At 48.5% G+C, this 22,709-nt stretch carries 18 protein-coding genes; 8 read left to right on the plus strand and 10 right to left on the minus strand.

Annotated features, from left to right (window positions below; genetic code table 11):
- Nucleotides 1-235: 235 nt before the first annotated feature.
- Entirely contained in the window at nucleotides 236-1,090 is an 855-nt protein-coding gene (locus AC5JLB_RS02910; RefSeq protein WP_495872359.1) for an ABC transporter permease, read from the plus strand.
- A gap of 163 nt (nucleotides 1,091-1,253) precedes the next feature.
- Nucleotides 1,254-3,338 carry a S9 family peptidase gene (locus AC5JLB_RS02915; RefSeq protein ID WP_495872360.1) on the plus strand — a complete coding sequence of 695 codons (2,085 nt, stop codon included), beginning with the start codon at nucleotides 1,254-1,256 and terminating at the stop codon, nucleotides 3,336-3,338.
- A 337-nt stretch (nucleotides 3,339-3,675) separates the two neighbouring features.
- Here AC5JLB_RS02915 and AC5JLB_RS02920 read toward each other — a convergent pair whose 3' ends face one another.
- The gene (locus tag AC5JLB_RS02920; protein ID WP_495872361.1) at nucleotides 3,676-4,443 is read right to left on the minus strand and encodes an amino acid ABC transporter ATP-binding protein; all 768 of its coding nucleotides are present in this window, start codon (nucleotides 4,441-4,443) and stop codon (nucleotides 3,676-3,678) included.
- 105 nt (nucleotides 4,444-4,548) lie between these two features.
- Between AC5JLB_RS02920 and AC5JLB_RS02925 the strand changes: the two genes are divergently transcribed.
- The 3 genes from AC5JLB_RS02925 to AC5JLB_RS02935 all read left to right on the plus strand — a co-directional run bounded on the left by AC5JLB_RS02925 (nucleotide 4,549) and on the right by AC5JLB_RS02935 (nucleotide 8,786).
- Nucleotides 4,549-6,072: an ABC transporter permease subunit gene (locus AC5JLB_RS02925; RefSeq protein ID WP_495872362.1), complete on the plus strand. Its 1,524-nt coding sequence runs from the start codon at nucleotides 4,549-4,551 to the stop codon at nucleotides 6,070-6,072.
- Between the two features lie 132 nt (nucleotides 6,073-6,204).
- Complete coding sequence (locus AC5JLB_RS02930; protein ID WP_495872363.1) at nucleotides 6,205-8,424, plus strand: phosphoketolase family protein; 2,220 nt, start codon at nucleotides 6,205-6,207, stop codon at nucleotides 8,422-8,424.
- Nucleotides 8,425-8,639: 215 nt separating this feature from the next.
- Complete coding sequence (locus AC5JLB_RS02935) at nucleotides 8,640-8,786, plus strand: hypothetical protein (protein WP_495872364.1); 147 nt, start codon at nucleotides 8,640-8,642, stop codon at nucleotides 8,784-8,786.
- 179 nt (nucleotides 8,787-8,965) lie between these two features.
- Here AC5JLB_RS02935 and tsf read toward each other — a convergent pair whose 3' ends face one another.
- Both tsf and rpsB read right to left on the minus strand, forming a co-directional pair.
- Complete coding sequence (gene tsf, locus AC5JLB_RS02940) at nucleotides 8,966-9,628, minus strand: translation elongation factor Ts (RefSeq protein ID WP_495872365.1); 663 nt, start codon at nucleotides 9,626-9,628, stop codon at nucleotides 8,966-8,968.
- A gap of 80 nt (nucleotides 9,629-9,708) precedes the next feature.
- Entirely contained in the window at nucleotides 9,709-10,494 is a 786-nt protein-coding gene (gene rpsB, locus AC5JLB_RS02945; RefSeq protein WP_495872366.1) for a 30S ribosomal protein S2, read from the minus strand.
- Nucleotides 10,495-10,761: 267 nt separating this feature from the next.
- Between rpsB and AC5JLB_RS02950 the strand changes: the two genes are divergently transcribed.
- Nucleotides 10,762-11,442: a hypothetical protein gene (locus AC5JLB_RS02950; protein WP_495872367.1), complete on the plus strand. Its 681-nt coding sequence runs from the start codon at nucleotides 10,762-10,764 to the stop codon at nucleotides 11,440-11,442.
- Between the two features lie 267 nt (nucleotides 11,443-11,709).
- Here the strand turns inward: AC5JLB_RS02950 and AC5JLB_RS02955 are convergent, their stop codons facing one another.
- A complete protein-coding gene (locus AC5JLB_RS02955; protein ID WP_495872368.1) occupies nucleotides 11,710-12,579 on the minus strand; it encodes a hypothetical protein in 870 nt (289 codons plus the stop codon).
- A gap of 59 nt (nucleotides 12,580-12,638) precedes the next feature.
- Between AC5JLB_RS02955 and AC5JLB_RS02960 the strand changes: the two genes are divergently transcribed.
- The gene (locus AC5JLB_RS02960; RefSeq protein ID WP_495872369.1) at nucleotides 12,639-12,773 is read left to right on the plus strand and encodes a hypothetical protein; all 135 of its coding nucleotides are present in this window, start codon (nucleotides 12,639-12,641) and stop codon (nucleotides 12,771-12,773) included.
- Between the two features lie 59 nt (nucleotides 12,774-12,832).
- Here AC5JLB_RS02960 and AC5JLB_RS02965 read toward each other — a convergent pair whose 3' ends face one another.
- Nucleotides 12,833-15,583 (minus strand): GAF domain-containing protein, encoded by a 2,751-nt coding sequence (locus tag AC5JLB_RS02965; RefSeq protein WP_495872370.1) that lies wholly within the window; start codon nucleotides 15,581-15,583, stop codon nucleotides 12,833-12,835.
- A 105-nt stretch (nucleotides 15,584-15,688) separates the two neighbouring features.
- Nucleotides 15,689-16,087, minus strand: coding sequence for a hypothetical protein (locus tag AC5JLB_RS02970; RefSeq protein ID WP_495872371.1), 399 nt, complete (start codon nucleotides 16,085-16,087; stop codon nucleotides 15,689-15,691).
- A gap of 424 nt (nucleotides 16,088-16,511) precedes the next feature.
- On the opposite strand from AC5JLB_RS02970, the gene AC5JLB_RS02975 reads away from it, so the two are divergent.
- A complete protein-coding gene (locus tag AC5JLB_RS02975) occupies nucleotides 16,512-17,000 on the plus strand; it encodes a DUF4168 domain-containing protein (protein ID WP_495872372.1) in 489 nt (162 codons plus the stop codon).
- A 146-nt stretch (nucleotides 17,001-17,146) separates the two neighbouring features.
- Here the strand turns inward: AC5JLB_RS02975 and AC5JLB_RS02980 are convergent, their stop codons facing one another.
- The 4 genes from AC5JLB_RS02980 to AC5JLB_RS02995 form a co-directional block, all read right to left on the minus strand.
- Entirely contained in the window at nucleotides 17,147-18,085 is a 939-nt protein-coding gene (locus AC5JLB_RS02980; RefSeq protein WP_495872373.1) for an alpha/beta fold hydrolase, read from the minus strand.
- Nucleotides 18,086-18,205: 120 nt separating this feature from the next.
- The gene (locus AC5JLB_RS02985; protein ID WP_495872374.1) at nucleotides 18,206-19,024 is read right to left on the minus strand and encodes a DUF4114 domain-containing protein; all 819 of its coding nucleotides are present in this window, start codon (nucleotides 19,022-19,024) and stop codon (nucleotides 18,206-18,208) included.
- 399 nt (nucleotides 19,025-19,423) lie between these two features.
- Nucleotides 19,424-20,491 (minus strand): potassium channel family protein, encoded by a 1,068-nt coding sequence (locus AC5JLB_RS02990; RefSeq protein ID WP_495872375.1) that lies wholly within the window; start codon nucleotides 20,489-20,491, stop codon nucleotides 19,424-19,426.
- Between the two features lie 293 nt (nucleotides 20,492-20,784).
- Entirely contained in the window at nucleotides 20,785-22,494 is a 1,710-nt protein-coding gene (locus AC5JLB_RS02995; RefSeq protein WP_495872376.1) for a helicase HerA domain-containing protein, read from the minus strand.
- Nucleotides 22,495-22,709: the final 215 nt, after the last annotated feature.

Genomic DNA, 22,709 nt, shown 5'->3' on the forward strand with positions numbered 1-22,709 from the left:
TCAGTCACTACCTTTCAGCTTATTATTTCTCCTCTCAAAATGAATCAACCCTGCCCAATGTTGGGGGATTTAGGGGGCGAAGGATCTCGGCCATGACTCATCGCTCGACTTGTGTGTACACGGTAGGTAGAAATGAAGCGGGGAATTGTAGCGTGTAGAACAGATTTGAGTGTGTAGAACAGATTTGAGTGTGTAGAACAAATTAAAATTGCCCAATTTCTTGGAGGATGACCCAATGCCTGATGTGAGTCTCAGTTCAGCGAATGCTCCTGATCGTCAATATTGTTATTTAAAGCCTTCTGTTTTTTGGAGCATTCGCCAGGGTTTCTCGCGTCGGTTAGCCGCCTTAATTTTCACGATTTCGCTTGCTGTTCCGCTTTTGCTATGGGCGATCGTCAGCTATACCAAGCTCGTGCCGCCCATGTTCTTGCCTACACCAACAACGGTGGTGCAGTCTGGAATTGACATGTTCGTGAACAACAATCTGATGGCAGATGTGATCGTCAGTTGTAGCCGGGTACTAGCTGGCTTTTTAGCCGCTGCGATCGTAGGTGTACCTATGGGCATTGCAATGGGCACGTTTTACAGTATGAATAGTCTGTTTGCGCCGCTTGTGGGAACCGTGCGATACATGCCCATTACAGCGTTTGTGCCCTTGATTATAATTTGGGTTGGGTTGGGTGAAGAATCCAAGATCTTAATCATTACGCTTGGAATTGTGTTGTACAACGCGATTATGGTTGCCGATGCGGTTAAATTTATTCCCAGCGATATGATCAACGTGGCGTACACGCTGGGTGCAACTCGACGAGATGTTTTGTTCAAAGTTATTGTTCCAGCAACGTTTCCTAGTGTGTTAGATACGCTGCGCGTTAACATTTCTGGTGCGTGGAACTATCTTGTAATTGCCGAATTGGTTGCGGCTCAAAGTGGTTTGGGGTTCAGAATTATTCAAGCCCAACGATTTTTGCAAACTGAGAAAGTATTGTTTTGCATTTTGCTCATTGGGGCGATCGGACTGGCGATCGATTACGGTTTAAAGGGGTTGTTCTTAGTTCTCACACCTTGGGCAGATCAAACTCGACATTGAAAAGCGTGATATTGCAGAACAGCAGTATGAGTTGAGGTTGATTCAAATGCAATGGTCTGAATCTCGCGAAGCAAACTCTGAAATAGCGCTAGGCGATATCGAACAAGAGAGCATAGATCAAGATGTTTAATTGATTTTTGTTTACCCTTTAATCGTGTATTCCATGACCTATTCAGATCCCGCCTCAACGCTCACACCTCCCATTGCCCCAAGGCAGCCTCACGTTCACAGCCTGCATGGCGATGAACGGGTAGACGATTATTTCTGGTTGCGCGATCGCGATACTCCTGAAGTGATTGCCTATCTCGAAGCTGAGAATGCTTACACAGAGGCAATGATGCAGCCCACTCAGGCGCTGCAAGAGACGTTGTACCACGAGATGCTATCGCGCATTCAGGAAGATGACTTATCGGTTCCTTATCGTCGAGACGAATTCTATTACTACACGCGCACCGAAACTGGGAAAGCCTACCCAATTCACTGCCGCAAACAAGGTTCGCTCGATGCACCTGAAGAAGTATTGCTTGACCAAAATCAACTCGCTGAGGGAGCCGACTATTTTAGTCTAGGGGTGTTTGCAGTCAGCCCAAATCATCAAATTTTGGCGTATGCGATCGATACCACAGGCGCAGAACGCTATACCTTGTTTTTTCTCGATTTAGCAACTCGTCAGCTATATCCAGAAAGCATTCCCGATAGCTACGTTTCGTTTGCTTGGGGCAACGACAATCAAACGGTATTCTATACGCAGATAGACGCCGCTCAGCGTCCGTACAAGCTGTTTCGGCATTCGCTGGGTCAGCCTGTTAGTGATGATCCGCTAGTCTTTCATGAACCCGATGAGGCTTATTTTCTAGGCATCGACAAGACTCGGAGTGAGGCCTATTTGCTGCTGAACTTGGGCAGTAAGATCACCTCTGAAGTGCATTATTTAGATGCCAATACGCCGCTGGGGGAGTTTCAGGTGATTCGCCCCCGGACGACGGGCATTGAATATGAGGTTGAGCATCACACCGATGCTTTTTACATCGTTACCAATGAAGAGGCGCTCAACTTCAAACTGATGAAAGCGCCTGTTGCGAATCCTCGCCGCGAGAACTGGCAAACGGTGATCGAGCATCACGAGAATGTGTTTTTGATGGGCGTGAGTGCGTTTGTTGATCATTTGGTGATTTATGACCGCGAAGCTGGATTACCCAAGGTGCGCGTTCGCAAGCTTTCCACAGGTGAAGAACACACGGTTTCTTTTCCAGAAGCAACCTATGAGGTGTCAGAATCGGTGAATCCAGAGTTCAACACTCACATGCTGCGGTTTGGCTACACGTCGCTGGTCACGCCCTTCTCAATTTTTGACTACGATCTCGATACGCGATCGCGGGAGTTAAAGAAAGAAACGCCTGTGCTAGGCGGATACGATCGCGCTCACTATCACAGCGAACGGCTCCAAGCCACTGCACCCGATGGCACTGCCGTTCCTCTATCCCTTGTTTACAAAGTTGGCGTTGAGCGGACTGGAAAAAATCCCGCATTGCTGACGGGTTACGGTTCGTATGGCTTCAGCTACCCAGATTCATTTTCGGCAATGCGCCTATCGCTGCTTGATCGCGGGGTGGTGTTAGCGATCGCGCATGTGAGAGGCGGGTCAGAACTCGGACGCAAGTGGTACGAAGACGGCAAATTTTTACACAAGCAGAACACGTTTGGTGACTTTATTGCCTGTGCTGAGACGCTGATTCAGCAGGGCTGGACGGATTCGGAACATTTAGCGATTTCGGGCGGGAGTGCAGGTGGATTGTTGGTTGGGGCTGTGATCAATCAACGCCCGGAGTTGTTTCGAGCCGCGATCGCGCAAGTGCCGTTTGTGGATGTGGTGACAACCATTTTAGATACGTCACTACCACTCTCGGCGACCGAGTGGGAAGAATGGGGCAACCCAAACGACAAGCAGTTTTACGACTACATGAAGGCGTACTCTCCCTACGATAATGTCACGGCGCAAGCCTATCCTGCTCTGCTCGTCACGGCAGGGTTAAACGATCCCCGCGTGTCTTACTGGGAGCCTGCAAAATGGACAGCCAAACTGCGATCTGTGCAACGTGATTCAGAGAAAAACACAGCTAACCCCGTCTTGCTCCTCAAAACAAATATGGGAGCCGGACATGGAGGTGCGTCGGGGCGGTACGATCGCCTTAAAGAAGTTGCTTTTGAATATGCCTTCTTATTGCATCAGTGGGACATGACAAATTAGGCAGGACTTACGCAAAGCAAGTCGTTACAGATGATTTTGCCTTTATAGGTCATTACCAACAACATTCCTGTCGCGACGAATCGGATTCCTGTCGTGACAAATAACGTTTCTGTCGTAGTGAATCGGGTTCATGTCATGACAAATATCGTTTCTGTCGTGACCAACATCGTTTTTGTCGTTACTAACATCGTTTCTGTCGTTACTAACATTGTTTCTGTCGTGACCAACATCGTTTCTGTCGTAACGAATGGGGTTCGTGTTTTTAAGTTCAGGTTCAGCGTCGTGACGAGACCTAGTGCGTAAGCCCTGTTAAACTTCTTGCAAACGTCTTCTGCCCTCAATCATCCATCGCTGCACCTTGGCGCATCCGGCTCAAAAAAGTGCGGAGGCGATCGCTCTGCGGATTTCGCAAGACTTCACGGGCGATGCCTGCTTCGGCAACACAGCCTTGATCGAGAAACATGACTCGATGCGCCACTTCACGAGCAAACTGAATTTCGTGAGTGACAACCACCATCGTCATTCCGTTTTCAGCTAAGTTTTGCATCACCTCCAGCACTTCGCCAACCAGTTCCGGATCGAGGGCGCTCGTGGGTTCGTCAAACAGCATCACCTTGGGTTCCATGCAGAGACTGCGCGCGATCGCAACCCGCTGTCTCTGTCCGCCCGAAAGCTGCTCTGGATACACTTCGGCTTTGTCCGCCAAACCGACTTGGTTGAGATAAAACCGCGCTCGTTCCTGGCTTTGCGATCGCGACTGACCCAACACTTGCTGAGGAGCCAACGTCAGATTATTCAACACGGTGAGATGAGGGAACAGATTAAATTGCTGAAACACCATGCCGACTTGCGATCGCAACTGGCGCAGTTGTTTAGAGCTAAGGTGGACGTGAGAAAGATTCAGATCGTTGATGATAATTTCGCCGCGATCAATCGTCTCTAGTCGATTGAGACAGCGCAGCAGCGTACTTTTACCGCACCCAGAAGAACCAATCACCGCCAACACTTCACCGCGATCAACATAGCCACTAATCCCCCGCAGGACTTTCAGGGAACCAAAGTTTTTCTCAACTTGCTCAAATACGATCGCGCGTGAGGGATTCATAATCACGTTAAGGATATAGAACGTCAGACGTTGCGATCAGGGAGAATAGATCATCCTCAGGCAAATACTTCCTGCTTTACCTCCCCACTAGTAGAGATTTCACTCATGGTTCAGTTTCGGGCAAAAAGAGTTCTGCGATCGCTGCTGCTTGGTTTGGTCTGCTTTCTCCTGATCTCTAGTGCAGTCAAATCCCAGGATAAACCTGTTTTAACGGTTGCGGTAGAGCCTGTTTTTCCACCGTTTGAATTCAAAGCCCCCAACGGCGATTTTCAAGGCTTTGATGTGGATCTAATCCGAGCAGTGGGGCAAGCGGGCGGGTTTGGCGTCACGTTTCAAAGTATCCCGTTTGATGGCATCATTCCCGCTTTGCAAGCCGGAACCGCAGACGCCGCCGTCGCCGCGATGACCATCACCCAAGCGAGATCGCAAGCCGTTGCGTTTTCACAACCTTACTTTAAAGCGGGACTCGCGATCGCCGTTCGCGACGGAACGACCGGAATTACCAAGCTCGATGATCTGAAAGGCAAAGCGATCGCGGTGCAAATCGGCACAACCGGGGCAAAAACTGCGAGTGCAGTTGCTGGGGCCAAAATTCGCACGTTTGATGCTGCTGTCTTAGCCCTCCAGGAACTAAAAAATGGCAACGTGGATGCTGTTGTCAACGATTCGCCTGTAACCCTATATGCGATTAAAACAGGCAATCTCCAAGGCATCAGAATTGTAGGTCAACTGCTGACTGAAGAGTTTTATGGCATTCCGCTGCCGCTCAACTCACCGAACTTGCAGCGTGTGAATGAAGGACTCAAAACCATTCTGCAAAATGGGACTTACGCCCAGATCTATCAGAAATGGTTTAACGCTCAGCCTCCTCAATTGCCAGAATCCGCGTTTGGAACCGCTCAAACTGCTCAACAGACGCCGACACTCGGCTCGGTCAGTGTGATTCTCAACGCTCTGCCCACCCTGCTGAAAGGCGCACTGATTACGCTACAGCTTGCTGCCGTCTCAGTGTTCTTTGGATTGATCGGCGGTTCGCTGATTGGCATTGCTCGCTTATCTACCCTAACACCCGTCCGGTGGGCAGCGAGAGCCTACATCGACTTCTTTCGAGGCACGCCGCTTCTCGTACAGATTTTCATGATTTATTTTGGCTTTCCAGCGCTATTGCAAGCGGTGGGCTTGAACTTCACGTTTAATCGGTTTGCCGCCGCGATCGTTGCCCTGAGCTTCAATAGTGCTGCCTACATTGCAGAGATTGTGCGAGCAGGCATTCAGTCGATCGAGGTCGGACAATCTGAAGCGGCTCAATCCTTGGGATTAGACTCGGTGCAAACTCTCCGGCACGTTATTTTCCCGCAAGCGCTTCGACGAATGTTGCCGCCGCTTGGCAACGAGTTCATCACACTGCTGAAAGACACCAGTTTAGTTGCCGTCATTGGGTTTGAAGAACTGTTTCGAGAGGGACAACTGATTGTTGCCGAGAACTATCGCCCTTTTGAACTCTATGCATCGGTGGCACTGGTCTATCTAGCATTGACGCTGCTTTCCTCGCAGGGGTTCAGCTATTTAGAACGGGTCATGAATCCAGTCAAGCGTTCCTCTAGCAGAACCCAGAGAGGATCTTTGTAGAGCGAATTGCCACGAGCGGAGCGCTAACCGAGTGATGTTCGATGACAGAATTTCTTCTTGGTCAACGGGCTGTGTACCATGATGTGTGTACCATGATGAGTTAGGCAACTTCACCTAGCAGGAACCACCAGCATGACCGCCGTTACTCCTAACTCGCCCTCCACCACGCCTGCATTCTGCGAAGGCATTCAATATTTCAGCGACAGCGTTCCTGGGTTCGAGACGTATGGCAAGACCAGCGCGATCGCAGAAGGCAAACGCGCGATCGCAGATCCGAGCGATTCTACTGCCGCTTATCAAACGCTGCTGACGGCTGATGCGCTGCGCTACCTCGTGGTGCAAATGACCGCCAGCAAAGCCTCTGGACACCCCGGCGGATTTGCCAGCCAAGCCGAAGCGTATGCGGCGTTTGTGATGCTGGGGCATAAAAATATCCTCACCGAAGTCGGCCACCACGCCCCCGGATTCTATTGCGCCATGTTTTTGGATCGCTCACTTGAAGATATGGGCATCGAAACCGTACAGCAATTGCGCGATCGCTTCCGCGAAAAGCACGGGCTGCTCGGACACCTTTCCGGGTTTGTTCCGGGCATTCTCTCCCCTGCTGGGCCGTTAGGACAGGGACAACACTTTGCGATGTCCGCTGCATTCTTACATCGCGATACGTTGTTTCCGTTTACCATCGGTGATGGCGGCTTGGGCGAACCGTACATCATGAGTTCGATGGCGCACTTCAACACGGCGTTTCCGGAAGTCACGAACTTTTTGCCCATCCTAGTTTGGAACGGCTATTCACAAGAGCATCACAGCATGGTGTCGCTCAAATCCAATGAAGAGATGGTTGCCTATTGGAAGGGCAATGGATTTGAAAACGTGGTGTTAGTCGATGCCAAGGAGTTCGACGATCAAAATCAGCCTGGAGCGTATGCCGATAGCACCCTCTTCCCGCTAGAACAACGCATCAATTTCGCCAAAGCCGTCGTCACAGCAGCCGATGCAGCAGCAAAATTCGCTCTAGGTGGAACGCTGACGGTCTTCATTATCAAGCAACTCAAAGGAGCAGGTGTGCATGCGCGAGGCTCAAAGTCTCACAATTTGTACGCGCATCACAAGTTAGACCATGCTGACATTGTGGCAGCGCTGCAAAACCTATCGCTCACTCCAGAAGCGTGGGCGTTGGTGCGATCGAACTGTGAACGGGCGGGCGGTGGCCCGGCAAGTAAAACCGTTGTGACCGAATCGGTGCTACCGTTGCCAGAATTAGGTCAGTTGCCGATGGAAGAATATGAGGTGGGCGGTGACGCCAAGGTTTCGACCACCGCAATGGGGCAATTAGTCGGACATGTAGGAATGCACGATCGCAACTTCCTCGTGACCAATGCCGACGGCAACGAAGCCTCTGGAATCGCCAATATCAACCAAGCGCTCAAAATCATCCACCCCACCGAAGACGCGCTCTACTTCCAGTCCCCTAAGGGTCAGGTGTATGAGCCGCTTAGTGAGGATGCGTGTGCCGGACTTGCTGCCGGGCTTGCCCTCATGGGGTCTCGGACGCTGTGGTGTTCTTACGAATCGTTCGCCATCAATGGTTTACCCATTTGGCAAACCGTTACCCAAGCGATGGCAGAACTGCGTCGCCCCACTCCCTCAACCATTACGCTGTTTACCGCAGGCGCGTTAGAACAAGGGCGTAACGGCTGGACGCATCAACGCCCTGAAATCGAAGCCTACTTTGCCGCTATGATGCGGAACGGCAACGTCTTTCCGCTTTTTCCGCCCGATGCCAATAGCATTCAAGCCTGCTACGAGTGGGCACTAACGACAAAAAATAAGGGCATTGTGATTACCTCTAGTAAGTCGCCGTTGCCGATTCGGACGACGTTTGAACAGACCAGACAAGCCTTGAGAGAGGGCGCGATCGTGCTGCAAGAATTAGCAGGTTCGCTGCCTCAGACGATTGTACTGGCGGTCATTGGAGATATGATCCTCTCCTCAGTTTTTGAGGCGGCCTCTACTCTGCAAGGGCAAGGCTATTCTGTGCGCGTCGTCTCCGTTGTAAACCCGCGTCGGCTCTATCGAACTCACGATGTTGCCTGGGAAATCTGCTCTGAGCCAGACGGTGAGTTCACCGATGATGCGACCTTTGAGCGGTTGTTTAGCGGCGATGTGCTCATTGGCATTGCTGGAGGCGTGAGCGGAATGCTGGAGCCAATTATGCTGCGAAGCACGGCAAAGCGAGATACCTTTGCCTGGAAGCGGGGAGAAACAACCGCCACTCCGAGCGAGCTGCTGGCTCTCAACGGGATTACGGCAGATGCGATCGCACAACGGGCCGTTCAACTCGCACAATAACATTCAATTAAGAAAGTTCAATCCAGCCAGATTTGCGAAAATCGCTCTTCTGGCTGGATGGCTGTCAGCGAAACGTCTACGATCAAAATTGAGTATCGTTGTGAAGGCTTTATTAGTCGTCTAAAAACTTCTAATAAAGCAAACTAAAGCATCAAAAATGGCTGTACATACGTCAGAATACAGAGAGTAGACTCTATATTGGGCGACTTCACCGAATGGCAGCATCAGACGATCGTAAAAAACGCATCATGGAGCATCTTGGTCGTAGCACCAACGATTTCTCACAAGCGACTCCGGTTCGCTCTCCTGAGCGCAAACAGCGCATTCTAGATCACATTAAGCGAACCACGGGGCAGGTCTAATTGCGATTTGCGTAAGGCATCACTCGTAGAAATCACGGTTGATGGCAAGCGCAATCCTTTGGAGTTTGCACCTTGCGCTAAGGCAGTCCATAAAAAAGCAGGGAAAGAACGTCTTTCCCTGCTTTTTCAATTGAAAGGCTTGTGTTCTCTGACTAAATTGGAGAACTAATTAGAGAGAACTACTTGCCGCCTGCCATTTGAGCCGCAACTTCTGCGGCAAAATCAGACTCTTCCTTCTCGATGCCTTCACCCAATACAAACCGAACAAAGCGACGAATCCGAATGTTTTCACCTAGCTGAGCGACGTGCTGCTTCACCAACTCATCAACCGTGATATTCGGGTCTTTGATGTACTGCTGATCAATCAAGCTCATTTGCTTGAGGCGCTTATCGATCCGACCTTGAACGATCTTTTCTTTGACATTATCCGGTTTGCCTGCCAAATCGTCCTTGCCCATCTCGATTGCTTTCTCTTTCTCAGCAATCTCTGACGGGATATCTTCAATTCTGACGTACTCAACCTCAGTACTCGCCGCGATCTGCATCGCAATGCTGCGGACTAATTCTTGAAACGCCTCGTTGCGAGCTACAAAGTCGGTTTGACAGTTAACTTCTACCAGAACTCCAATTCGTCCACCAATGTGAATGTAGCTACCAACTAGTCCCTCTGCGACAGTCTTACCTGCTTTCTTGTCTGCCGAGGCAATGCCTTTTTTACGCAGCCAATCGACTGACTTCTGCATGTCCCCACCGTTTTCAGCGAGGGCTTTTTTGCAGTCCATCATGCCTGCGCCAGTTTTATCGCGCAGTTGCTTTACGTCCTTTGCTGAAATTTCTGCCATATTACTTTTCCAGTGCTTTCAATTGCTAGTTGCTTGGAGTAGCTAAAACAGACACCGCTCTAGCTACTCCCCTCAAGTCCTTAGGCGGTTGCTTCTTCGCTTGCAGGTTCCGCTTCGGTTTCATCGTAGTCGTACTCGTCTTCAGCGCCTTCGTAATCTTCGTAGTCATCCTCTGCTTCGAGTTGACCATGACGACCTTCGTAAATGGCATCTGCCAACCGACCAACAATCAGCTTAATTGAGCGGATTGCATCATCATTAGCAGGGATGGGAATATCTACAACATCAGGGTCACAATTGGTGTCAAGCAACGCCACGATCGGAATGTTTAGCTTGAGACATTCTTGAACCGCATTATATTCCCGGCGCTGGTCAACCATGATGATCACGTCGGGGATTTTGCGCATTAGTTTAATACCGCCCAGATATTTCTGAAGCTTCTCTAACTCACGCCGTAAGACTGCCGCTTCTTTTTTAGGCAATAGGTCTAATCCACCTGTTTCTTCGCGGCGCTCTAAGTCCTTGAGGCGATCAACGCGGGTTTTGATCGTTGTCCAGTTGGTCAGCATTCCACCGAGCCAACGCTGGTTCACGTAGTATGCGCCACAACGGGAGGCTTCTTGAGCAATGATGCCTGCCGCTTGCCGTTTGGTTCCAATAAATAGAAACTTTTTCCCTTGTTCGGATGCGGTACGCACATAGTTGTAGGCATTGTCCATTAACTGAGCGGTTTGCACCAAGTCAATGATGTGAACGCCATTGCGGGCGGTAAAGATGTAGGGATTCATCTTGGGGTTCCATCTCCGGGTCTGATGCCCAAAGTGAACGCCTGACTCAAGCAATTGAGCTAATGAAACAACTGGCATTGTGTATTTCCTTATTCGGGTTCATCCTCAATCCAGAAGCAGTTTAGAAAGTAAGGATAAGAGGGTTAGGGGATCAAATCCGTGCCGCCCACTGACCACTGGCTACCATCCAACCACCCGAAATCCTGGATGTGTGAATTTGACAACTTCTCTAAGGTAACACAAGACCTTTATCCTTGAGTTATCCAATCTGTTAGAGAAGACGCCTTGAGACCATCCGAAACACGCTCTAATTCTAAACAAGCCCGACGACATCCTTGGCAAAAGATGAGGTATTGGCGGGCTGTGAACTTGGTGGCAATGCCGATCGCACTCCTTTTGTTGCTCAGTCGTCACGTATCCGCTGTTTCAAGTCCGATCAGTTCTCGTCCGCTGCCAATCGGATTAGCCGCCGCAATTCCTTCAGAGTTACGCCTGGTACTAGTGGTGATGCTTGGCATCATGCTCACAGGCTTTTTTGTGATGCGATTTTCTAAGGAAAGCGTGAGGCGGTTACCCTTCTCATCCTTGGTTATTTTATTGGTGATTCACATTCTGTTTGGCTGGTTGCTGAGCGTTTACAGCGCATTCTGGTGGATTTGGCTTGGAGCCATCGTGGGGTGCGGAGCGATCGCGACCGTGCTATCGATCGATTTAGGAATGCTTGGGCTGCGAGTGTTGATTTTGGCAGGCGTTACCGCGATTGTAAGTCTGGTTGCCGACGCATCGGTAAGGCAAACTGCAACGCCGATTGCGTTGGGCTTAGCAATTGCTGGGTGTTGGTTATGGGCAGTTGGCGGCGCAAGATTTCGGATGGAGTCAAATGGGGTGGAGCGATCGCAGGTCGGTTGGACAATTATATTTGTGTGTTGGGAGGGCCTATGGTTGGGGTGGCTACTGAACACAGTTCTTGAGTCAAATTGGAACTTGATCAATCAGGTTTTGACCTTATTAAGTTTAAGTCCGTGAACTCAAAAGACGGCGTATTCAGATCTCCTAGTTTTTGATACGGTATTTCTTACGTCCACTTACCTTATCAGCCTTCCTCGATCGCTTAGATAGGTTCAGACCACCGCTCGATAAACGTCACGAGGACTTTAGTGGAACCGTTGGATCTAGATTGTGGCTTGCTCCATTCGTACACTTTGACATAAACTCCTGACACAACTGCTCAACCTTAAGGTGCTTGTAGAGCGCTTCCTTCTTTAGTTTCAATTTCCCTAGCCTGAACAGCACTTACTCAGACCTTTCCAAAGTTTTTAATTCCTCTACTGGAAGAAGTAACTGAGGCTCTAGATTAGAAGGCTTTGCATCGAATGCTGAATGAGCGCGTTTTAGCTTGATATCGACCCTTGCCTCTACCGCCGCAGAAGGTATGATCGCCTGCCGCTTTTTGAAAGGCACAAATGGGAGTCGCGGCTGAGCCAAAGCCTGCGATCGCTGCATTGCAACCTCAGACGGAAGGACTGGTTGGTTTCGAGGCGGCAATTTAGGTTCTACAGGAGTCTTGAGTTGCCAATCCCGATCTTCGCGATCCGCTTGAATCTGCTGCACCAATACCGCATATTTTTGCTTTGCCCAGTAGTCACTCTTGATCTGCTGTAACTGATGTGCCGTTTGAAACGCTTGCCCCCACTGCCTCTCTTCCATCTGACGGGTAGCTTGTTGGGTAATCGTTGCTGCTGTTTCGTCTGTCGCCTTCCAATAGGCTATGCGATCGCGAGCTTGAGTGTAAATGGACGAACGTTCAGTGATTAGTTGCGTGATCCGAATCGCTTCCCTTAAATCTCCCGCTTGAAATTCGGCTTCTCCTAACGCAAGTAGCTGTTCATGCCAAGACTCCACCAACTCCTGTCCGACACTGTGTAACGGCTCCTCAGGCGAAATGTCTCCTACCTGTTGAATGGCTGCTGCTAACCCTGAAGGTGACTGTTGATTTGCCTTGTGTTGGGCGCAGTGCAATCGCGCTGTCAGAGATGAGTGCTCATCGACTGTTTCACAATGAAAGCTTGGTAGCGTCGTTAGGACTTTAACGGCCATTAACGCACTCCCCCAAAGTACTGCAATTAGTCCCGCCAGCAGGAGCCATGCCCGATTCCGCTTCATGTTCCGTACTTCCAGTGTTTTACAAAATTCAAAATTGAAGGTTTGAGGGAAGATGCGGTTTGCAACATACGTTAGGCGCGACAAACTTAGAGTGCCCGCTTACCTGGGAGGCTGCGATGAGCGTCACTTTAAAAGGAACCGTAGTGGGGCAAGACGAATTGGCGCGAAAATTAGATTGGCAGCAGATGCTGTAGCAGGTCAATGCAATGGGCGGACAACCTGCTATGCTTCGACCTCACTCAAATGACCTTACTCAAACAATTTTTCGCGGTTCTGAGGGCACGGCACTTTGTACTAATTGCGCTTTAACAGGAACTTCAATCCAAAATTCAGTGCCTTCCCCAGCTTTAGAATCACATTTGAAGACGCCACCATGTTTTTCAACCACAATTTCATGACTGATTGAAAGTCCCATACCCGTTCCTCTACCAATTGGTTTTGTTGTGAAGAAGGGTTCAAAAATTTGCGCTTTTACCTCCAGTGGAATGCCTAATCCATTATCTTTAATGCGGATGACAACACGGTCTTCGTTCAGACATTCTGTGCTAATCCAGATGATCGGGGCGCGATCGAGACCTTCTTTGATTGCGTCTTCTAACGCATCGATCGCATTACTGAGAACATTCATAAACACTTGATTCAGCTGGCTGGCATAGCATTCGACCAACGGTAAATTGCCGTACTGCTTCTCTAGCTTAATGCCGCAATAATCGCCATCTGCTTTGAGCCGATGTTTTAGAATCAGTAGCGTACTATCAATGCCTTCGTGAATGTCAACAGGTCTGACCTCCGATTGGTCGAGGCGCGAGAAATTTCGCAGCGACAGCACAATCTGACGAATACGATCGGTTCCGATCTCCATTGAAGCAACAGTTTTAGGCAAATCTTCAACCAAAAACTCTAAATCAATCTCTTCAACATGTTCTAAAACGTCAGACGCCGGATTTGAGTAGCAAGCTTGATAGGTTTGAATCAAAGCGAGTAAGTCATCAACATAGCGTTTGACGTGATTGAGATTGCCAGCAATAAAATTAACAGGATTATTAATTTCGTGGGCAACACCGGCTACAAGCTGACCCAAACTAGACATTTTCTCAGTTTGAATCAGTTGACCCTGAGTTTTCTTTAACGTTTGAAGCGTGAGGGCTAACTGCTCAGCTTGAAGTTGAGTCTTCGCTAATAAATCAGCCTGCTCTAACCCAATTCCAAGTTGGCTGGCAACTTGAGTGACAAACTGAATTTCACTCGGTTGCCATTGACGTGGCTTGTCACATTGATGAACGCAGAGTAGCCCCCACAATTCACCCCCTTTAATAAATGGTGCAACAATATTCGCTTTAATGGAGAATTGATCGAGAACAGCAACGTGGCAGTCTTGGAGTCCTGAATTGTGAATATCCGCGATCGCGCTCACTCGCCCCTGTTGATAGCGAGATGCATAGTGTTTACTAAAACAGTGATCTTGAATTGTATTTAATAATGCAGCAGGAAACTCAGGTAAAACGTCTTCAGCAACAACTTCTCCAATGTCAAAGTCAGATTCTGCATCAAAACAATAAACGACTACGCGATCAGCATTAAGTGACTGACGCAACTCCTGGGTTACTGTGGCAAAGATTGTTTGAAAATCAAGCGACTTGCGAATTTTAGCGACGACTTCAAACAAAATTCGCTGCTGTTCGGTCGCTTGTTGCAGTTGAGCCGTCCGCTCCTCGACTTGAATCTCTAAACTAGAATTTAGGATTTGCAACTGCTGATGCGTTTCATACTGCTGAATCGCGGTCGCAAATTGTTGTCCTAAGGCTTGGGCTAACTCCAACTCACTGGATGTCCATTCGGCGGACTGTCCGCGTTTTGTTTCTTTCCACACATCAAAGGACTGGCGTGGCAACATCTGTCGTTCGTCTGTCGAAACCTGTCCTGCCCACAAGATTTCTGCTTCTACTTCATCTCGAAACACACTCAAGTAGCCCAGCAACCGGCGGCGATATCGCAAGGGAACCATTAACAGCCCGCGAATTTTAGTAGGGCGAAACGCAGGTTGTAAATTTCGTAAACTAGGCTCTTTATATAAATCAGCGATCGCCCAAACCGAATCCTTTGTCCCCTTAAAATACTCTTGCCATACACTATATTGTTCCATCAACGCATAGGGCGCATTTTCTGATGTAATAGGCTGCACCCCGGTTTGATAAAGTCTCAAGTAGCGGCTAGGCGACTGGGTGACATTGATCTCATTTGCTTCAAACGCATCCGCATGTAACCACAAGCGCCCTCCCGAACCACCAAACGCTGAAACGGCTGTCTCTAGAGCCGCTTGCGGTTCAATCGTAGCGAAAGAATGAAGCAATTGACTAATGTGATTAATCGTCGCTTCTCGGTGAGCTTGCTCACGGGCTTGAGTGGTTAGCATCGACTGCGCGATCGCAACCGAAAGCAAATCAACCACCTGCTGTACAGTTTGTACGTCCGACTCCAAAATTTCTCTTGGTTCCGCATGATGAGAGACGAGCAGGCCCCACAAATAATCGTGATGCAGAATCGGAACGACAAGAGATGACTTCACTCCCATTGTCGTTAAGTACTCAACATGACATGAATCAACAGCACGGTAGCGAACCTGCTCGTAATTCACCTCATCACCAGCTTCACATTCAAGGCTTTGACCAATCCTTTGATTAGCAACATCTACGATTGAGCGTGCCCGCGCCTTGATGAAAAGCTCCCGCGCCGATAGCGGAATATCATCGGCAGGAAAATGTAGCCCCAGCAGTGATGGTAAGCGCCCCGATCGCAACCATTCGGCAGAAACTTGACCAGTTCCGTCAGGATGAAACCGATAAATTTTCACTCGATCAGTACTTAGAAAAACTCCGATCTCGGCCACTGCTGCATCTAAAATGCTGCTAAGTTCGTCAGAGCGGCGCAAGCGATCGGTGATTCGACTTAGCAAGGCATCAGCGCTAGTCGGAGCGCTTGCAACTTCCTCGTACTCCAGGCTCATTGAATTATTTCCCACGCATACAAACGGTGAAAGACGGCGGCGAGCGTTTAGCTAATGTCTTTAGTTTGAGTATGGGCAGGATCAGAAAAAAATTCACAAGTAGATTTAAAGAAGATTATCTGGTGCTTTGCCAGAAGGTGTCTTACGATCTCGGGGACGAAAATCTGAGCAATCTGCTGCGTCTTTAGTCAGCGCAAGATGAGGACTAACCGCGCACTTCACATAGGGATTGTTGTGAAAAAAACTACACTTTTTGCAGGGAAGCTGAGCCGTTGACGGCAAAGAATTCCGTTTTCTATGATTCAGCTTCCATGTATCAGAAATCACACAAACTAGCGTTGCCCAGATGGCCACAAATCCGATGGGAACCAACAGAAGGGCTGCATCATAGGTAACTGCATTTGAAGGTGAATCAGAAATCTCTGAAGGCGTATCTCCTACAGAGGTTTGGGCATACAGCACATGGGATGCGAGCGGCAAGAAGTTTGACTCAGAAGACTGCATGAGACATCTCAACTAAAAGGACAATAGACGCAGTGGCTTCTGCCTCACAGGGAAACACACTGAAGGCTCTGTGTAGGTTCTGTGTGGGCCGATTGATCTTTAGTTTTAGCGATCGCACAGTCAGATTATCTCTGTCAGGGGAGTTGGCTTCCTGATTATCTGGGTATATCTACAGAGGGAATCGAGTTGCCTCGAAACGTGCGTTCTATTTGTTGTAACGGATGTGGATACGATTAATGATCGGTAGCATGGGTCAGAGCTAAATCACAACGAACTTGAAGAATGTTGAAAAAACACAGTTGGAGAGTTCTAATGGCGAGTTTAGCTGACGTTGATGTCGGTGAAACCAATGTCAATTCGACCGTTAAGATCAGTGAAACCGTTCCGTCAAACGTTCAGTCAAAACAGATGTGGAGGATGAATTATGCTTAAACGTGCTCTGATTGGGGGTTGCGTCATGGCGCTTGGACTAGTGGGCACGCTGCCCGCCAGCGCTCAAAAGGCTCCTGCCCCTGCTCCTCAGACCGCTCCTGCTACGTCTGTCAGTTCAGCAGATATGCAGAAATTTGCAAACGCGGTGAAGGAAATTTTAACGATTAGCAAAGCGTCAGAAACGGCAGCAGGGCAAGCCATTCGAGGAGAAGGTTTGACCGAACAACGCTTTGATGAGATCTACAAGTCTCAAAATGAGCCAAAGCAGAAGCCAACAACGGCAGTCCAGCCGAAAGAACGCCAAAGCTACGATCGCGCGATCGCGAAATTAGTTAAGATCCAGCAGGACAACGAAACTCAAGCATCGAAAGCGGTTCAGGGTCAAGGCTTGGATCCTCAGAAGTTCGGTCAGATTTTTCAAGCTGTCAGAAATGATCCGAAGTTGCGCCAACAAGTTCAACAGATGATTCAGAGTAAATAGAGCAGATTTGACCTAATTGGGTTGTGGGGTGAGCATTTTGTTCACCCCTTTGTTTTTCCTATGTCTACAAAGTTACGTTTAAAGAGTTTTATCGATAGAGCTTTCTTGCGACGGCTCTCACTCAGGTACATCAAAACTATGTACCATTAACGCCCTCTAGAAAGATATTTCTCTAAAAACGGTAGAATTCCCTCCGCTAACTGTTCTGGATACTCCTCGTGTAAGCCTAGCGAACCAGGCATTCTGTGAACTTGCACGCTAGAAAAATGCGCCAAAATTTCTACTTCCTGACGAGATTTCGGCGGCATGTCTTCCCCAACTACCATCATGACGGGCACTAGAAGAGGCTGAAACCAGTTAAACCAATCTTCTCGCTTTTTCACTAGATCCAATCCTCCAGTTACAAAAGCAGCTGGGCCAAATCGCGCTCCATTGGCTTGAGTGACCTGCCACTTACGCTCCATAAAATCCGGAGTCAGGTTCTTTTCCTCAACAAAAACGTGGCGGCGATACATTGATTTGAGAAAGTCAGGTTTGGTCGTGAGGGAGTACAAGAATTGACCCAAGATGGGCACATTGATCAACCGTTGCACCAAGCGATATGCCCAACGGCGATTTCCCATCATTTTGTTCATCATGGTAGGCAAAGGTCCGCGCCAAGTTGGAGAGACAAGCACGACCCATTTCCAGGGAATCGGTTGCCGCTGTGCTAGTTGCATAACATAGCCAGCAGCATGTCCAGCCGCAATGACCACGACTGGCTCTTGAAATATAGTTCTTACAAAATCTCGTAGACAAGCTTCTAGTACGGCTGGAGTATACGCGATCGCAGGACGAGACGATTCTCCAAATCCTATCCAATCGAGCACAAAAACTTGATATTTGTGAGTCAACTGCTCCGCTAAGCCTCTCATTTCAAGTCGGCTAGATACTGTACTCAAGGATGGCAGCAGCAGAATGGGCTTTCCTTCGCCCAACACCTCATAAACTGTTGTGACTGGCTTTCCTTTCCAACTCCAGTGGTGTTCGCGAATGCTGCCGCCAATACTAAATGGAGAGAATTCGGTGGCAGAAGTATTGCTCATGGATCTATCCTCGTCGGCGAGTCACAACGTCGAAATCCTATTTTCCAACAAAAAGGGTAGCCTGCAGCATTTGGCTACAGACTACCCACCACGCACGGAGGTAAAAATGAGTAGAAAAGCTTATTCAGCCGCTTTGTTCTGGCGACGGCGACGCACTACTAAACCAGCTGTACCTAGACCTAGAAGAGACAGCGTAACGGAAGGCTCAGGAACCTTTTGACCCGTCAAATCTCTAAAGTTTTTCTCGCCAATGTCAACGACAAAGACGGCATCGTTAAAATCACGATCGGAGCGTTCGTTTTTGCCACCTGATGCACCTTTAGCACCATAGAGGTCTTCAAAGCCGATCAAAAGATAACGGTTGTCTATTGCATAGGCAACAGCATGCTGTAAACCATCAGCGTTCATTTTGGTCTGTGTGCCAAAAATATTGGCATTGGTGCCTCGGTTAGCACCGTCTGCTCGCAGGAAGAAATCTAGCTGAGAACCGCCCTTGATGTTCCCTACACTGACGCGATCGCCAAGCTTTAATTTCCCGTCGCTAGAACCCATAACGCAGCCTGAACCTGCGGCATTAGAACAAGAAATATCATTAAACAGCAGTCCAGAGCTGGTTGTCGCTCCGGTTGAAGAGAAGGCGAGCTGGTTGCGGTATCCCGCACCTTCATTGATGAAGCTTGCTGTCACGTTGTAGTCGTACTTCAGAAATAATTTAGTTGGATCAAGTAAGTACTGACCGCTATTGGGAATTTCGATACTCTCTTTTTGAACGTACTTTTGGTACGGCGCATCGTCAAAACCAGTCTGAGCTTTGCTAGAAATAGTAGGCTGTGTCCAGGAGCTATTCCAAGTAAAGGCAGACGCAGATGAAGTGTTAGAAAATGTACCAGCGATCGTGGCAGCAGCCATTACCAAACCGGTCAAAAGTTGCGTTTTCATGGACGGTAAAGATTTAAGGTGAAGTGCAGCCAACTCTATCAACAGCGCTCTTAGAGAAATTCCTCTCAATCAGTAGATCTGTAAAGCGCCGTGTAACTTCTAACACTTCTAACAGATTTTTCTACTCAACCGCCAGTGCTGAGAGCAGTCTTGCTCAACTCTTTATTACAAACGCCTCAAAATGCTGTATATACTGAATCTCAAATGCTTCTATTCCTCAGTCTTGTGGAGGAGAAGAGCCTCTAACCTAAGTAACATTACTGAAAAATTGGCTTAGTTTTCCCGTATCTTTAAGTACGTTTGTTAAGATTTTGAATAAGTTACGAAGTAGATACTGATTTAACGATTAAGAAGTACATAGAAAACGCTGCTTTGCCAGAACGCAATACGAATTATTGATTAACGGCGCTCCCAAACACGAGAACTGCCGTAGAGCATCCTCCGCTTGACGACGAATTTTTTGACAAATTGAGGAGTATCGCCACGATGCCCTAACACGATTACAACATCGTCTTTTGTCAGAACCGTGGACTGAGGAGGGTGAGTCAGCGTTGTCCCATCGGTACGACGAATCGCGACGATAATAAATGTACCTTTGCTGCGGACTTCGATGTCTCCAATCGTAGCTCCGACCATAGGGGAGTTTGGCGCGATCGCGACTTCATCAACTTGAATATCTAGCTGTGCAAGTAATTCATTTAACGTCATTTGACCATCATCCTGATTAAAGAAGTCTAGGGTTGCAGGATGAGTAATCATATGCGCCATGCGCAGCCCACTAATTGTGGCGGGGAGTACAACTTGATCGGCTCCAGCTAATCGAAGTTTTTTCTCCGTAGACGGCAGTTCACCGCGAGCCAGAATCATCAGACTTGGATTGAGTTCACGGGCAGTGAGGGTGATGAATACATTGGTCGCATCATCCGGTAAAACGGTTGCTAATACTTTGGCGCGATTGATGCCCACGGCATACAGCACAGCTTCATCAGTGGCGTTTCCCAGTCGTACAAGATAGCCCATCTCTTCTGCTTTTTCGAGCCGTTCAGGGTTGGTGTCAATCACAATAAAGGAAATTTTGGACTCCATTAGTTGGCGTGACAAAATCTGACCCATGCGACCAAATCCACAGATGATGACGTGATTCCTTGAGGTCTCGATGGTACGTGTCATGCGTCTTGTTCCCAATACTTGATTAATTTCGCCCTCAGTAATCATTTGCACGAAGCCGCCTACAAGGTAGATGGTTGAAGATGTGCCTCCAATGATCACGAGCATGGTGAAGATTTTGAGCGCAGGTGTATCGATGGGGCGGACTTCACCGTAGCCAACGCCAAATGTAGTAATTACAACCATGTAGAGCGCATCTAGTAGTGACCAACCTGCAAGCCTATAGCCTGTAACGGCAATGATAACGGTGGCAATTAAGAAAAGTGCGCCCGTCAGAATGCGTTTGAGTGGTGCTTGCATAGTCGAGTTTCTAGAGCTTCGGAAGTCGCTCAGCCTATGATTTGAATGTCTCAGAACTTACGCAAATATGTAAGCTCTATTTATATAAAGTATAGTGATGTCTCAAGGAACTCTCGTATCTAAGAGAACTTCTTGAATCAGTCTATGCAGCAGTCGGTGCATAGAGTCCGTTTCTACTCGTACTGAATTCCAGACGTTCAGCATGACAAAACGGCGATTGGCTTTGTCAAGCTCCAGAGGATCGCTCGTTACCAACCTTCACGGTGATCGCGACAAGACAGAGCAGCGCCATTCTAGAAGCCTAAATCCGCTTTTGCGGCTTGGGCAGCTTGAAGGACTTTCTCATCGGGCAATTCTTCCCAGGCCGTATCGCCAATTTCAGCGTAGAACGTTTCGTCGTAAGGGCGAGTGCGGATGACCACGGGCATGGGAACTGCATGACCTAGAATTAGGGCTTGCTGTTTGGAGTCGAGTTTGGATAACACGGAGCGCAAACTCTGCCCGCCGGAAACGCCTGTAAAGATAGCTTCAATGTCTTTCTCATCGTTGAGCAGAGCAGTAATGCGAGTTCCGATTTGAGACATGACTTCATTATCGATCCCTGATGGGCGCTGGTCAACGACCAACAGAGTCACAAAGTACTTCCTCATTTCCCGTGCGATCGTACCAAAGATAGTTTGCCCTACAGTAGACGGATCGAGGAATCGATGGGCTTCTTCGATTGTGACTACCAATTGTCGCGGACGGTCTTTGATGTCTTTGGTTTGCAAAAAATACTCTGCTTTCCGCACGTAAGCTTGGTGAATTCGACGGGCAATAATATTTGTCGCCAGCATATACGACAGCATGTTTGACTGAGAACCAAACTCAATCACCACATGCTTTCCACTTTCGATGCACTCTAGAATCTGACTGACGTAATTGTGAGGACAACTGCTGCGAATATATTTGAGATCATCCAATCGATTCAGCTTGCGCTGCAATGCCATAATGGAAGACTTGCTGCCCATCTTCGTTTCACAAAATTCTTGAATCTCGCCGTTACTCATCGTCAGCAGACGATTGATCCACGATTTACCAAATTCGTTTCGTAGAATAACGGCGTTTTCTAAACTCGCTTCCGATAGATTTAGTTCGCCGCGCACCAGCATCAAATCTTCTACATCGATTTGGTCGTAGCTCACATACAGTTCTTGAGCATCTCGAACGCCTCTACGTTTTGTCGATTCCGGATCGAGGGTAAAAATTTGCACTTGTCCCGGAAACAATTGACGCAAGCCTTTGACTGTGCTGAACTGTTTGCCTTCGCGGGCGGCCTCCCAACCATATTCGGAGTGCATATCAAAAATGAGATTGACGGCGGCTTGTTTGCGAACAATGCCAGCGAGAAGCAAGCGTGTCAAAAAGGATTTTCCGGTTCCAGATTTACCAAAAACGCCGTTACTGCGTTCGACAAAGCGATCGAGGTCTAGACAAACCGGAACTTCCATATCAATCGGTTGCCCGATCGCAAAGTTGCGTCGGTGGGGGTCGTCTTCCCAGCCAAACACCGCGCGAAAGTCGCGTTCACTGGCGTCAAACACCTGACTAAAGTGGCTCGGAATCGTCTTAACGGGAAGCAATTCTATGGCTTCACCAGTGTTGGACTCGAACGATGCTAACTTTGAGGTCTTCTTCTTTCCATTTGTCGCTGGCTTTACCTCTGTTCCTTCTTGGGGCGTGAACATCAGCATTGGCGAAAGTTCGATCGTACCGTAGGTACCACTGCCTGCCAGTACTTCTTGTAAAAAGAAATTGGTCGGTTCGGGAGGATTTGCCAGAATGCGTTGACTTGCAGTGCCGAGCGATACGTCCGTCAACATGCAGAAGAAGCGCGATCGCACTCCCTGAACTACCAGAAACTTACCAACCCGCATTTCTTCGACGGACACATCAGGATGAAGCCGTACCTCCAGACCTTTGCTTAACGACCCTTGAATGACTGACCCTAATGGCTTATCCATAATCTAATGTGTAGTTTGGAATGGGTAATTATGAGGCGCTGTTTAGAAGGTACGTGTTGATCTTAAAACATGTTGGGTCAGATGTACTAAAAACCCTCAGTAAACCTGTTTCAATTCTGCTTTCTCCATTACAAACTATGCTATACGTGCTTTGTGAAGGGATACAGCCTTTTTCGATCTAGTCAGGTACAGTAGCAGCAATGCGTGAACCAGGC

This window comes from Myxacorys chilensis (assembly GCF_059505265.1).